The organism is Azospirillum sp. B2RO_4, from assembly GCF_051124815.1.
GTDB lineage: Bacteria > Pseudomonadota > Alphaproteobacteria > Azospirillales > Azospirillaceae > Azospirillum.
The window spans coordinates 597,271-610,667 of sequence record NZ_CP118485.1 but is presented as its reverse complement, the minus strand read 5'-3'; the positions used below and the strand labels follow the sequence as shown (position 1 = coordinate 610,667).

Here is a 13,397-nt window from a genome sequence, read left to right as displayed (position 1 = left end):
CCACACATGCTGTCGCGTAACCTGGAACAGACGCTGCACCGAGCCCTGGCCCACGCGAACGAGCGCAGGCATGAATACGCGACGCTCGAACATCTGCTTCTCGCGTTGACCGAAGACTCCGATGCTACCGCCGTCTTGCGCGCTTGCGGGATCGACCTCGACCGACTGCGCGCGGAACTGTCGGATTACCTCGACAACGAACTGGCGAACCTTATCACGAACAGGCCTGATGATGCCAAGCCGACGGCTGGTTTCCAACGGGTTCTGCAGCGTGCGGCCATCCACGTCCAGTCGTCGGGACGTGAGGAGGTGACGGGAGCAAATGTGCTCGTCGCCTTGTTCTCTGAACGCGAGAGCCACGCGGTCTATTTCCTGCAGGAGCAGGAGATGACCAGGTTCGATGCGGTCAACTACATCTCTCACGGAATCGCGAAGGCTCCGGGCCGCTCGGAAACCAAGCGGGTCTCGGGCGCCGACGACGAGGCGGCGGCGGAGAAGGTCGTGAAAAAAGGCAGCGAAGCGCTAGAGGCGTATTGTGTCAACCTGAACAAGAAGGCGTCCGGCGGGAAGATCGATCCGCTGATCGGCCGGGAGCAGGAGGTCGAACGGACCATCCAGATCCTGTGCCGGCGGTCGAAGAACAACCCGCTCTACGTCGGCGACCCCGGTGTCGGCAAGACCGCCATCGCCGAGGGCCTTGCCCGCCGCATCGTCCAGCAGGAAGTGCCGGAGGTGCTGCGCAACGCCACCATCTTCGCGCTCGACATGGGCTCGCTGCTGGCCGGCACCCGCTATCGGGGCGATTTCGAGGAGCGGCTGAAGGCCGTCGTGTCGGAGCTTGAGGCGACGGAGGGGGCCATCCTCTTCATCGACGAGATCCACACGGTGATCGGCGCCGGCGCGACCTCGGGGGGCGCGATGGACGCCTCGAACCTGCTGAAGCCGGCCTTGGCCTCGGGTTCGCTGCGCTGCATCGGGTCGACCACCTACAAGGAATACCGCAGCTATTTCGAGAAGGACCGGGCCCTGGTCCGCCGCTTCCAGAAGATCGACGTCAACGAGCCGTCGGTCGAGGATGCGATCAAGATCCTGCAGGGCCTGAAGCCTTACTACGAGAAGCACCACAAGGTCACCTACACCAACGACGCCATCCGCGTCGCGGTGGAGCTGTCGGCCAAGTACATCGGCGACCGCAAGCTGCCCGACAAAGCCATCGACATCATCGACGAGGTCGGTGCGGCGCAGATGCTGCTGCCGGAGAACAAGCGCCGCAAGAAGATCGGCGTGAAGGACGTGGAGGCGGTGGTCGCCAAGATCGCCCGCATCCCGCCGAAGTCGGTCAGCCGCGACGACAAGGAAACGCTGCTGAACCTGGAGCGTGACCTGAAGACCATGGTCTTCGGCCAGAACAAGGCGATCGACGCGCTGGTCTCCGCCATCAAGCTGGCCCGTGCCGGCCTGCGCGAGCCGGAGAAGCCCATCGGCAACTACCTGTTCACCGGCCCGACCGGTGTCGGCAAGACCGAGGTGGCCCGCCAGCTCGCCATGACGCTGGGCATCGAGCTGACCCGCTTCGACATGTCGGAGTACATGGAGCGGCACACGGTGTCGCGCCTGATCGGCGCCCCGCCGGGCTATGTCGGCTTCGACCAGGGCGGCATGCTGACCGACGCCATCGACCAGCACCCGCACTGCGTCCTGTTGCTGGACGAGATCGAGAAGGCCCATCCGGATCTGTTCAACATCCTGTTGCAGATCATGGACCACGGCAAGCTGACCGACCACAACGGCAAGATCGTCGATTTCCGCAACGTCATCCTGATCATGACCTCGAACGCCGGGGCCGCCGACATGGCCAAGCCCGCCATCGGTTTCGAGCGTGACCGCCGGGTCGGCGAGGACATCGAAGCGGTCGAGAAGATGTTCACGCCGGAGTTCCGCAACCGTCTCGACGCGATCATCCCGTTCGCGCCGCTGACGCAGGAGGTCATCAACCGCGTCGTCGACAAGTTCATCATGCAGATGGAAGCGCAGCTGGAAGACCGCGGCGTGTCCATCGAACTGAACGACGAGGCGCGCGAGTGGCTGGGCAAGAAGGGCTACGACCCGCTCTATGGCGCCCGCCCGCTTGGCCGCGTGATCCAGGAGTACATCAAGAAGCCGCTGGCGGAAGAACTGCTGTTCGGCAAGCTCAGCAAGGGCGGTCTGGTCAAGGTCACCGTCAAGGACGACAAGCCGGCCTTCGACTATGCCGAAGGCAACCGTCCGAAGCGCACCTCCGGTGACGATGACGAGGAAATGGTGTCGGAGATGGTCGAGTAACCTCGGCCGATCCATCCAACGTCGCTCGTTCCACATGGTAAAAAAGGGGGCCGTCCGCGGCCTCCTTTTTCATTGCGCGACAGGCGGATGCGCTCTTTTGCATCGCTTCGTCACCGCGCGAAACTTTTGCGCGACTGCCGGACTGCGCTATGGTCGCGGCATGACCGATCCCGTCGCCATGCAGTCCGCCGCTGCGCCCGCCCTTCCCCACTCCGCCGATGCGCAGGCGCCCCTGATGCCCGCGCCCGACGCGCTGCGCATCGCCTTCGCCTGCGCCGATACCGACGAGGCGCGGGCGGCCCGCACCCGGCTGGTCCACCGCTACGGCAACGCCACCGCGGACGAGGCCGACGTGATCGTGGCGCTGGGCGGCGACGGATTCCTGCTGGAGACCCTGCACCGGGCGCTGACCCGCAACCGCCAGCGTCCGACGCCGGTCTACGGCATGAACCGGGGGTCGGTCGGCTTCCTGCTGAACGTCTACCGCGAGGAGGATCTGGCGGAGCGCATCGTCGCGGCCCAGCATGTCCACCTGCACCCGCTGCGCATGGTGGCGACGCGGGTCAATGGCGAGCGGGTGGAGGCCCTGGGCATCAACGAGGTGTCGCTTCTGCGCGAGACACGGCAGGCGGCGAAGCTGCGCATCACCATCGACGGGGTGGTCCGGCTGCCGGAGCTGATCTGCGACGGCGCCCTGGTGGCGACGCCGGCCGGCAGCACCGCCTACAATCTGTCGGCCCATGGCCCGATCGTGCCGCTGAACGCCGGCGTGCTGGCCCTGACCCCGATCAGCGCCTTCCGTCCGCGGCGCTGGCGCGGCGCCCTGCTTCCCCATGCCGCCCGCATCTGCTTCGACGTGCTGGAGGAGACCAAGCGCCCGGTCAGCGCCGTCGCCGACTTCACCGAGGTGCGCGAGGTCCTGCGGGTCGAGGTGCAGGAATGCCGCGACGTCGGCCTGACCCTGCTGTTCGACCCCGAACTGAATTTCGAGGAACGCATCCTGAAGGAACAGTTCGCGCCCTGACGCTTCTTATGCCCGTCTGGCGACCCAGACGGCGGTCAGATCGTCGCGCAGCGGCAGGCTGGTGCGGGCATAGAAGCGGTCCATCATCGGACGCAGCGGATGCTGGCGGTCGCGGGCCAGCCCGTCGCGGACGAAGTCGGGCACCGCGTCCTGCCCCAAAGGGCCGCACTCCTCACCGCCGCATTCGATCAGGGCGTCGCTGTACAGGAACAGGAAGCCGCCGCGCGGCAGGCGATGGCTCTGGTCGACATACTGCGCCCGGCGCGAGGCCCCCAGCACCAGCCCCGCCGAATCGAGTAGTCGGATGTCCGGCGCGTTTCCCCTGGTGGCGGGCGGCGTCCCCAGCACCGGGTTGGGCGAACCAGCCGCGGCGAAGGTCAGCGTGTCGATGGCAAGGTCGAGGATGCCGAAGAAGGCGGTGGCGAACTGCCCCGTCGGCAGCACGTCCTTCAAGGCGGCGTTCAACTGCGCCAGCCATTGCGACGGCGCCATGTGCTGCATCGGGAAGCGGTCGATCAGCGTGTGCAGGCGGAAGGTGTTGATCGCCGCGGTGATGCCGTGCCCGGCGAAATCGACCATCAACAGTCCCAGCCGCCGGTCGCCCAGCGGATAGAGACCCCAGAAATCGCCGCCAAGCTCCGACGACGTCTCGAAATGCGCGTCCAGCGTCAGCCCGTAGCGGTCGGCCACCTCGGCCAGCCGGCGGTTCTCCGGCAGAAGCGAGGTCTGCATGGCGCGGGCATGCGACAGCTCGCGCTGGACCCGCTCGCGGAAGGCGGCAAGGTCGCCGAACAGCTTGCGCTTCTCCAACTGGTGGCGGACGCGGGCCACGCATTCGCCCGGCTTGATCGGCTTGGAGATGAAGTCGCTGCCGCCGGCCTCGAAACAGCGCACCTGCTCCTCGTCGCTGTCCAGCGCGGTCTGGAACAGCACCGGCAGCTCCTCATGAGTCGCATTGCGGCGCAGCGCCTCGCACATTTCCCAGCCGTTCATCACCGGCATGTCGACGTCGAGCAGGACGAGGTCGGGGCGGAAACGGTCGACGGCCGCCAGCCCTTCGCGGCCATTCTCGGCGAAGGCGATGTCGGTGATGCCGGCGCGGCGGATCACCAGGGCGAGGGATTTGCGGTTGAATTCGTTGTCGTCGACGATCAGGACGCGGCAGTCCGACAGCGACAGGGCAGGCCCGGCCATGGACGCTCCGTCAGCGGTCGAACTGCAGGACGGTGCAGCGCCCGCCGTCGGTCACCGTCACCCGCGAGGCCAGCGTACGCATGAAGACGAAGCCGCGGCCCGACCGCGCCTTGTTGCCGCTGACGGCCGGAGCCAGTTCGGTGTCGAAGCCGCCGCCCTGGTCCACCACCGCGATGGCGATGCTGCGCCCGTTCCAGCGGCAGAAGATGTCCAGCCGGCGCCGAACCACGGCGGGGTCGCCCAGCCGGTCGCGCATCATCTCGCTGAAGCGGCGGTAGCCGCCGGGCTCCCCCTTCACCGAACTGGAAAGGCCGAGGTTGCCGTGGACGATGGCGTTGGCGACCGCCTCGTGCAGGCAGAGTTCGACATTGGAGCGGCGCTGCGGGTCGAGCGCCCCCCGCCGCACCAGTTCATCGCAGATCAGCACAGGGCATTGCAGGCCATAGGCGCTGCCGGTGGTCAGCGACAGATAGAATCCGGGCAGGTCCGGATGGTCCGCCGCCGGAGCGCCCGACCAGTCGTCCAGCAGGGCCGCCGCTTCGTCGGCGCCCTCACCCAGTTCCACGGTCAGGAACGGGCCGCGGTCGAAGGCGGCGCGCAGCCGGTCGCGGTCCGCCCGGTCCATCAGCAGCGTTTCCACCACAGGTTCGCGTGGCGGTTCGTCCGCCCGTCCGGCCGGTGCCGCGGAGACATCCGCCGGAAGCTGGTCCGCTCCCCCGAAGCGTGCGGCCACGCGGGCGGCCATATCGGCAGGCACCCGGTCGCGCAACAGGCTGAAGCCACGCAAAGCCGCGTCGGCCGGAGGCTCGGCCCTGCGGTCGTGGTGAGCGGCGTCCATGCGGCAAACTCCCATCGGACGGAAACCGGCAGGCGGGCGGGAGGGCGGGACCGGATCGGTCCGTCCCCGTGGTTCGAATTCGGCCGCTCAGGGCTCGATGGTGATGATCTCGCTCAACCGCGCGAGTTCGATCGACCGCCTGACGTCTCCCGCCGGGCCGCTGACAACCATCTTGATTTCGCGGCTCTCGGCCTCTTCCTGGAGGATCAGCAGCATGCCGAGACCGGCGGAGTCGATGAACTCCAGCGCCGACATGTCGATGACCACGCGACGCCTGCCCGTCCCCGCCATCTGATCCAGCAGTTCGACGATGTCGGGCAACTTGTCGTGGTCGGTGAACTCCAGGCGGCCCGTCAGCCTCAGCTCGGTCGCATCGCCTGTAATGGTCGTCTTGAAATCCATAAATCCCCTCAACCGGTCCGCAGCCCTGGCCGCATCCATACGAATGCGCGTGGAACCCAGGCATATTGCTTATGCACAGTAGTGCATTCCGCCATCTTGTCTCAAGTGCCGATGCTGAGGCTGCGCAGTATTTCCCCGGCGGCGGCGCCGCCGCTTTCATCGCCGGCCTCGGGATTCACCCCCATGGACGGGTTGCACGCAACGGAGTAGAACATATCCGGGAAGGCACGCGCGCCGCGTGCCGAACCGGCAGCGCCGGCTCCAGACACACCGGCCGCGGACGTCCACCGCCGGGCTCCCGCCCGTTCCGCACGTCCCGTCCAACCGCCCTTACCCCGAACCTCCGGAACGGCAACGCATGACCAGGATCGCTGAGGCGTGGCGTCGTGTCCCGACGGTATCGGCCAAGTTCCTTCTGATCCTGGTGCCGAGTCTGGTGGTCGCCGTCTCGCTGTGTTCCGCCCTGTTCTATTACGACCGCTACAAGGATCTTCAGGCCGGGCTGCGGGAGAAGGTGGCGACCATCGCCGACGTCAACGCGGCGGCGCTGACCAACAGCCTGTGGACCTTCGACGTCCCGGCGATCCGCAACGTCATCCAGGCCATCGGCGCCAACCGGGAACTGGTCTGCGTCGAGGTCAGCGACGATCTGGCGGAGGGTCGGTTCGTCTGGCCGGAATCGGACTGCCGGGCCGGCGACGACGCCCATGTCGAGCGTCGCACGATCCGCGTGCAAAATCTCCAGGTCGGCACTCTCACGCTGCATTACAGCCAGGACGTCGTGCGCGAACAGCTGCGGCAGGAGGTGATGAACACCGCGGCACTGCTTCTGCTGATGCTGGCCGGCACCATCGCGGCGGCTCTGGCCGCGTTGCGGCTGACGGTGGGGCGCCCGCTAGGGCGGCTGATCGCCTCCATCCTGGAAGCGGAGCGCGGCGGCGGGCACGAGCCGGTGGACTGGGGCGCCGCCGACGAGCTGGGCCGGGTGATCCAGGCCTACAATGCGATGCTCGCCCGACTGGGGCAAGAGGAGGCCGCCCTGCGCAAGAGCGAGCAGCGGCTGGCGCTGGCGATCACCGCGACCCGGTCCTCCGTCTGGGACTATGACCTGCACACCGGGCATTATTGGTGGTCGAAGGAGTTTCCCGCCCTGCTCGGCTATGGCTCCAGCGAATTGCCGATGACGGCTGCGACCTGGTCCTCGCTGCTGCACCCGGACGAGGCGGATCGGGTGATGGCCGAATCGCGGCGGCGCCTGCGCGATCACGCCATGGCCTACACCGCCGTCTACCGCATGCGCCGGCGCGACGGGAAATGGGCCTGGATCGAGGATCGCGCCACCGCCCAGCGCGATGCCGACGGCCGCGCGCTGCGCCTGACCGGAACCATGTCCGACGTCACCGAGCGGGTGCGGGCAGAGCTGGATCTGGCGCATGAACGCAACGTGCTGCAGGTGACGCTGGACAACACCGACCAGGGCATCATCAAGGTCGACGGCGACGGGCGGGTGGTGACGGCCAACCGCCGGGCCGCGGAACTGTTGAACATCGCGCCGGAGGTGCTGTCCGGCAACCCGCGCTTCGCCGACATCGTGGCGATCCAGCGCCGCCAGGGCGAGTTCGGCGAGATGGGCGACGATCCCGACCTGTATCTGAGTTTCGGAACCGGGCTCGGGGGCGCGGGTCTGGGGAGCGCCGGTCTGGGGAGCGCCGGAGCGGAACCCGACGACGGGTTCGGGATCCCGCTGGGCGAGCCGGCGGGGATGATCGACCAGCCCTTCACCTTCAAGCGCCGCCGCCCCGACGGCCGCATCGTCGAGGTGCGCACCAACCCGCTGCCGGAGGGCGGCTTCGTCCGCACCCTGACCGACGTGACGGTGGAGGCGCGCTCGGCCGAGGAGATCTTCAATGCGATGCAGGAACTGGAACGCGCCTACGCCGACCTGAAGGAGACCCAGGCCAGTCTCGTCCAGGCGGAGAAGATGGCCTCGCTCGCCCTGCTGGTCGCCGGCGTCGCGCACGAGATCAACACCCCCATCGGCATCGCCTTCGGCTGCGCCACCCACCTGTCGGGACGGACGGCGATGCTGGCCGACGCGTTCGAAGGCGGCACGATGAAGAAGTCGGACCTCGCCGCCTATGTCGCCACCGCCGGCGAATCCTCCCGCCTGATCGAACAGAACCTGACCCGCGCGGCCGAACTGATCCAGAGCTTCAAGCGCGTCGCCGTCGACCAGACCAGCGAGGAGCGGCGCCGCTTCGACCTGCTGGCCTATCTGGACGAGGTGGTGACCTCGCTCGGCCCCACCCTGCGCAAGAGCCGCCACCGCGTCGCCATCGCCTGTTCGCCCGGCATCGTGATGGACAGCTTCCCCGGCGCGCTGAGCCAGGTGGTGACCAATCTGGTGATGAACGCGCTGACCCACGCCTTTCCGGCCGACAGCAAGGGGCACATGGTCATCGACGTGGACGAGACGGCGGACGGCGAGGTGGAAATCCGCTTCGCCGACGACGGCGTCGGCATCCCCGCGGAGAACCTGCCGAAGGTGTTCGAGCCCTTCTTCACCACGCGGCGCGGGTCGGGCGGCAGCGGGCTGGGGCTGCACATCGTCTTCAATCTGGTGACGCAGTCGCTGGGCGGGCGGATCTCGGTTGACAGCGTTCCCGGCGATGGAACTACCTTCACCCTGCGCATCCCGAAGACCGCAGCAGCAGCCTCGCCCCCCACAGCTTCGCTCACGACGACGCCCCTTTCGCTGGAGCCCGTATCGCTGGAGCCCGCATCGCAGGAGAAGGAACCCGCATGAGCAGCGGCGCCTACGACGACGACGAGATTCTGTTCGCCGACGAAGAGGCGGACGGCGCTGCGGACGGGCATGGCGCGGCGGCGGCGGCGCGCGCGGCCATCGTCGACCCGGCGGCACCACCCTGGCCGATCCTGGTGGTCGACGACGAGTCCGACGTGCATTCCATGACCGGCCTGCTGCTGGCCGACGTCACCTTCCAGCGGCGGCGGCTGGACCTGATCAGCAGCTTCACCGCGGCGGACGCCCGCAACGTGCTGGAACACCGGCGCGACATCGCCGTGATCCTGCTGGACGTGGTGATGGAGGAGGACGATTCCGGCCTGAAGCTGGTGCGCTGGATCCGCGACGAGCTGGGCAACCGCGACATCCGCATCATCCTGCGCACCGGTCAGCCGGGACAGGCGCCGCAGCGCGACGTGATCGTCGATTACGACATCAACGACTACAAGCCGAAGGCCGATCTGTCGGCCGAAAGCCTGTTCACCGCGGTGATTGCGGCCCTGCGCGCCTTCGACCAGATCCAGTCGATCGAAACCCGGGTGGCGGAGCGCACGCGCGAGCTGCGCGAGAGCCGCGAGCAGGCGGAAGAGGCGACCAGGGCCAAATCCGCCTTTCTCGCCACCATGAGCCACGAGATCCGCACGCCGATGAACGGGGTGCTGGGAATGCTGGGCCTGCTGGAACGCACCGACCTGGACGAGCAGCAGCGCGACACCGTCGGCACCATGCGCGAATCGGCCAACGCCCTGCTGCGGATCATCGACGACATCCTGGACTTCTCGAAGATCGAAGCCGGGAAGATGGACCTGGAGCGGGTGGCGCTGTCGGTGCCGGCCCTGGTCGAAGGGGTGGCGGAAACGCTGGCGCCGGCCGCCGGGGCGAAGGGGCTGACGCTGTTGACCTATGTGGACCCGGCCATTCCGCAGGCGGTGATGGGCGATCCGGTGCGGCTGCGCCAGATCCTGTTCAACCTGGCCGGCAACGCCATCAAGTTCACCGACGCGGGGCGCGTCGTGCTGCGCGCCGAGATGGAGCCGGCCGGCACGCGGAGCGACGCGACAGAGGCCGGGCCGCTGCTGCGCATCGCCGTGTCCGACACCGGCATCGGCATCGCCGAGGACAGCTGCCAGCGCCTGTTCCAGCCCTTCACCCAGGCCGAAAGCTCGACCACCCGGCGGTTCGGCGGCACCGGGCTGGGGCTGTCGATCAGCCGGCGGCTGGCGGCGCTGATGGCCGGCGAGATCGGGGTGGAGAGCAAGCCCGGCGAAGGCTCCACCTTCTGGCTGCGCCTGCCGACGGACCGCGTCGGCGATCCGGCGTCGGGGGAGGACGGACAGGACGCCATCGGGCTGGACGGGCTGACGGTCCTGCTGGGCGTGCCCGACGACATGGAGCGCGGTTTCCTCGCCCGCTATCTGGAGCAGGCCGGCGCCCGCGTGCTGCCCGCCGCCACGCCGCCCGAACTGGCGGCCCAGGCCCGCATCGCGCGGGAGGCCGGCTGCGCGGTCGGAGTGGTCGCCATCGACGAGGCGCTGCACGTCCCCGCCGCCGCCTGCGCACCGGAGGAACTGGGCCGACGCAGCGGCGAGGCCCGGCCGCCGGTGGTCCTGCTCTGCCACGAAACCGGCGGAAAGCCCGGTCCCGACTCCCTTCCCGGCATGCGGGGGGCGGAGCCGGGCACGATGGTGCTGAGCCGGCCGTTGCGCCGGCTGGTGCTGCTGCGCGCGGTGGCCATCGCCGCGGGGCGTCTGTGCCCTTCCCAGCCGGCGGCCCAAACCGGTTCCGACCGTTCCCCGACGGCGCAGTCCCCGACCAGGGCCGGGCGCGGCACGGACAGTCCTGCCAACGGCCCGGCCGCCCCCACCGTCGAGGAGGCGATGGCCCAGGGGCGGCTGATCCTGGTGGCGGAAGACAACCCGGTGAACCGCAAGGTCCTGCAGATGCAGTTGCAGGCTCTGGGCTATGCCGCGGAGATGGCGCCGGGCGGGGCGGAGGCGCTGGAGGCGCTGGAGGCCATGCGGCAGGGCCGGCGCCGCTATGCCATGCTGCTGACCGACGTCCAGATGCCGGAGATCGACGGGTTCGAACTGACCCGTCAGGTCCGCAGCGGCGAGGCGTCGGCCGGCGCGGGCAGCCGCCTGCCCATCGTCGCCATCACCGCCAACGCCGCACCGGCCGATATCGAGAGCTACCGCGCCGCCGGCATGGACGACGTGCTGAGCAAGCCGCTGGAACTGTCGCAGCTGGCGGTAACGCTCGCCCGCTGGATGCCGCCGGTTCCGGCCGATGCCGCGATGCCCGATGCGGCATCGGCGCCGCCTGTGGCCACCGCCACCGCGGCCGCCAGGGCCGACAGCGGCGCCTTGGTCGATCTCGCCAATCTGCGCGCGCTGTGCGGCGGCGATGCGGCGATGCTGGCGGAGCTGCTGAACGATTTCGTCACCATCGGCCGGGGCGTGCTTGCCGACCTGGGGACGGCGCTCGGCAACCGCGACCGTGACTGGGTGCGGGCCTGCGCCCACAATCTGAAGGGCTCCTCCCGCAACGCCGGCGCCAAGCCGCTGGCGGAGGCGGCCCGGCTTCTGGAACAGGCCGCCACCGAAGGCGCCCCGCCCGACCGGCTGACGGAGGCGGCCGACCGGCTGCGCGACAGCTTCGCCGCGACCTGCGACGCCATCGAACAGGAACTTGCCGGAACGGAGCAGTCGACGGCATGAGCGATACGACGGATTTCCGGCCCGGCCGGCGGGAGGCTCTCGGCCTGCTGCTGGGGACTGCCGCCACGGCCGCCGCACCACGCGCCTTCGCCCAGGTCGCTCCGCCCGATGTCGCTCCGTCCGATGTCGGCGTGCCGCGGCTTGGCGAGGAGCTGACGCCCTTCGGCGCGGTGCGGGCCGGCAACCGCACGCGGGCGATCCCGCCCTGGACCGGGGGGCTGACCGCCGCGCCGCGCGGCTACGTGCCCGGCCGGCCGCCGCCCGATCCCTACATCGAGGATGTCCGCTGGTTCACCGTCGGCGCCGCCGATGTCGAGCGCTACAAGGTCCGGCTGACCGCCGGGCAGCAGGCGCTGCTGGCGAAATATCGGGAAAGCTTCGAACTGGCGCTGTTCCCCTGCCACCGCAGCGCCGCCGCACCGCAGCGGATCTATGACGCCACGCTCGCCAACGCCGACCGCGCCACGCTCGGCGACAACGGACTGGCGTTGCGCGACGCGTCGGTCGGCGTGCCCTTCCCCATCCCGGCCAACGGCGTGCAGGCGATGTGGAACCACAAGCTGCGCTGGCGCGGCGGCAGCGTGGCGCGCACCAGCCTGACCGCGGTCCAGTCCGGCGACGGCAACCGTTCGATAACGAAACTGATGGAGGAATTCGCCTCCCCCTATGCCGACGGCGACATGACGGCACCGCCGCTGCTCTATCGCCGCACCATCCTGGAACCGAGGGAGCAGGCCGGCAGTAGCCTGATCCTGCAGGGGACCCTCGACCCCATCGCCGCGCGCACCCACGCCTGGGCGCGGGAAGGGGAGCGCGGCCGCGTGGTGAGAGCGCCCGACTTCGCCTATGACACGCCGGACCCGGTGACGGGCGGCATCTGCACCGCCGACATGCTGGACATGTTCAGCGGCGCGCTCGACCGCTTCGACTACACGCTGGTGACGCGGCGCGAGATGTACATGCCCTACAATGCCTACCGGCTGTCCAACCCCGGCCTGACGATGCGGGACATCCTGTGGCCGGGGCATCCCAATCCGCAGTTCCTGCGCTATGAGATGCACCGGGTCTGGGTGGTCGATGCCCGGCTGAAGCCGAACTTCCAGCACGCCCTGCCCGACCGCACCTATTACCTGGACGAGGACAGCTGGCAGATCCTGGCGTCGGAACACTACAACGGCAAGGGCGACCTGCTGCGCTACGCCGAGGCGCACCCGGTGCAGCATTGGCAGGTCCCAGCCCTGTCACCGGCGGTCGAGTTCGCCTTTGACCTGACCGCCGACCGCTACACCGCCCGCGGCCTGGACAACGGCCTGCCCCCGCCGATGTTCGGCGCGCCGCTGACGCCGCAGGACTTCACCCCCGACGCCCTGGTCCGCCGCGGCCGGCGGGGCTGATGGCCCCGCAACGCGATCGCTCCGAAGCGATCACTCGGACCCGGTCTGGCGGACCTCGTGAACCTCGGCCGGGTGGCTGGCGTGGCGGTTCAGAACCTCCAGCGCGATGCGTTCGCGCGCGGCGTCGCCGACATTGACCCACAGCAGGATGCCGCCCTTGTCGAGCTGCTGCAGCATCGGCTCGTTGCGCTTGTCGGTGATCCATTGCGACAGGAAGGACCCCGCCGCGCCGCTGCCAACACCGGCAGCCGCGGCGGCCGCGGCGGCGGCAAGCGCCGTACCGCCGGTGGCCAGCACCGCGCCGGTGGCGATGATCGCCCCGACATAGGCGGGGAAGCCGACCGCGGCGCCCTTGCCGCTGCCGACATCCTCCGGCGAGATGTAGGCCTGCCGCGGCGCGTCGGGATCGTGGGCGAGGTTGCCGACATCGCCGGGCACGCCACCCAGACGGTCGCGGATCGTCTCGTCATTGGCCAGCACGCTCAACTCGTGGCGCTGGAATCCGGCCAGGGTCAGGTCGTCGATGGCGCCCTGCAGGGCCTCGCGGCTGTCGAAGACCGCCACGGCCTCGCGCACGGCAGCATCTGCGCCGGCGGTTCCGCTGTCGCCCGTCCAGGCGCTGGAATCGATCGTGGTCGGGTTCTGGTCGCGGCTCTCGATCATGCCTCCACCCCTTCGCTTCGCGGGAAGTCCGAACAAT

General features: G+C 69.1%; 9 protein-coding genes. 5 read left to right on the top strand and 4 right to left on the bottom strand.

Translation table 11 applies throughout. The annotated features are described in order from the left end of the window. Positions 1 to 6: 6 nt before the first annotated feature. A complete protein-coding gene (clpA, locus tag PWS46_RS02810; protein WP_434617746.1) occupies positions 7 to 2,322 on the top strand; it encodes an ATP-dependent Clp protease ATP-binding subunit ClpA in 2,316 nt (771 codons plus the stop codon). Between the two features lie 235 nt (positions 2,323 to 2,557). Further along, complete coding sequence (locus PWS46_RS02805; RefSeq protein ID WP_434619880.1) at positions 2,558 to 3,346, top strand: NAD kinase; 789 nt, start codon at positions 2,558 to 2,560, stop codon at positions 3,344 to 3,346. Between the two features lie 6 nt (positions 3,347 to 3,352). Here PWS46_RS02805 and PWS46_RS02800 read toward each other — a convergent pair whose 3' ends face one another. From PWS46_RS02800 to PWS46_RS02790, 3 genes are all read right to left on the bottom strand, one after another. Next, the gene (locus PWS46_RS02800; RefSeq protein WP_434617743.1) at positions 3,353 to 4,540 is read right to left on the bottom strand and encodes a PP2C family protein-serine/threonine phosphatase; all 1,188 of its coding nucleotides are present in this window, start codon (positions 4,538 to 4,540) and stop codon (positions 3,353 to 3,355) included. 10 nt (positions 4,541 to 4,550) lie between these two features. Continuing rightward, a complete protein-coding gene (locus tag PWS46_RS02795) occupies positions 4,551 to 5,378 on the bottom strand; it encodes an ATP-binding protein (RefSeq protein WP_434617740.1) in 828 nt (275 codons plus the stop codon). A gap of 87 nt (positions 5,379 to 5,465) precedes the next feature. Continuing rightward, on the bottom strand, positions 5,466 to 5,780 hold the full coding sequence (locus PWS46_RS02790) for an STAS domain-containing protein (RefSeq protein ID WP_434617737.1): 315 nt from the start codon (positions 5,778 to 5,780) through the stop codon (positions 5,466 to 5,468). A 358-nt stretch (positions 5,781 to 6,138) separates the two neighbouring features. Between PWS46_RS02790 and PWS46_RS02785 the strand changes: the two genes are divergently transcribed. Genes PWS46_RS02785 through PWS46_RS02775 form a run of 3 tightly spaced genes read left to right on the top strand, consistent with a single transcriptional unit; the run spans position 6,139 to position 12,697 of the window. Beyond that, positions 6,139 to 8,586, top strand: a complete 2,448-nt coding sequence (locus PWS46_RS02785; RefSeq protein ID WP_434617734.1) for an ATP-binding protein — start codon at positions 6,139 to 6,141, stop codon at positions 8,584 to 8,586. Then, entirely contained in the window at positions 8,583 to 11,303 is a 2,721-nt protein-coding gene (locus PWS46_RS02780) for an ATP-binding protein (protein WP_434617731.1), read from the top strand. The genes PWS46_RS02785 and PWS46_RS02780 overlap by 4 nt, the downstream gene beginning before the upstream one ends. Next, positions 11,300 to 12,697 (top strand): DUF1329 domain-containing protein, encoded by a 1,398-nt coding sequence (locus tag PWS46_RS02775; protein ID WP_434617728.1) that lies wholly within the window; start codon positions 11,300 to 11,302, stop codon positions 12,695 to 12,697. The genes PWS46_RS02780 and PWS46_RS02775 overlap by 4 nt, the downstream gene beginning before the upstream one ends. Before the next feature lie 30 nt (positions 12,698 to 12,727). Here the strand turns inward: PWS46_RS02775 and PWS46_RS02770 are convergent, their stop codons facing one another. Further along, positions 12,728 to 13,360, bottom strand: coding sequence for a hypothetical protein (locus PWS46_RS02770; RefSeq protein ID WP_434617726.1), 633 nt, complete (start codon positions 13,358 to 13,360; stop codon positions 12,728 to 12,730). Positions 13,361 to 13,397 lie beyond the last annotated feature (37 nt).

Bases quoted from the DNA above. Each gene is read 5' to 3' on its own strand.
- PWS46_RS02780 (WP_434617731.1), top strand. From the start codon at position 8,583: ATGAGCAGCGGCGCCTACGACGACGACGAGATTCTGTTCGCCGACGAA.
- PWS46_RS02785 (WP_434617734.1), top strand. From the start codon at position 6,139: ATGACCAGGATCGCTGAGGCGTGGCGTCGTGTCCCGACGGTATCGGCC.
- PWS46_RS02800 (WP_434617743.1), bottom strand. From the start codon at position 4,540: ATGGCCGGGCCTGCCCTGTCGCTGTCGGACTGCCGCGTCCTGATCGTC.
- PWS46_RS02770 (WP_434617726.1), bottom strand. From the start codon at position 13,360: ATGATCGAGAGCCGCGACCAGAACCCGACCACGATCGATTCCAGCGCC.
- PWS46_RS02775 (WP_434617728.1), top strand. From the start codon at position 11,300: ATGAGCGATACGACGGATTTCCGGCCCGGCCGGCGGGAGGCTCTCGGC.
- PWS46_RS02790 (WP_434617737.1), bottom strand. From the start codon at position 5,780: ATGGATTTCAAGACGACCATTACAGGCGATGCGACCGAGCTGAGGCTG.
- clpA (WP_434617746.1), top strand. From the start codon at position 7: ATGCTGTCGCGTAACCTGGAACAGACGCTGCACCGAGCCCTGGCCCAC.
- PWS46_RS02805 (WP_434619880.1), top strand. From the start codon at position 2,558: ATGCCCGCGCCCGACGCGCTGCGCATCGCCTTCGCCTGCGCCGATACC.
- PWS46_RS02795 (WP_434617740.1), bottom strand. From the start codon at position 5,378: ATGGACGCCGCTCACCACGACCGCAGGGCCGAGCCTCCGGCCGACGCG.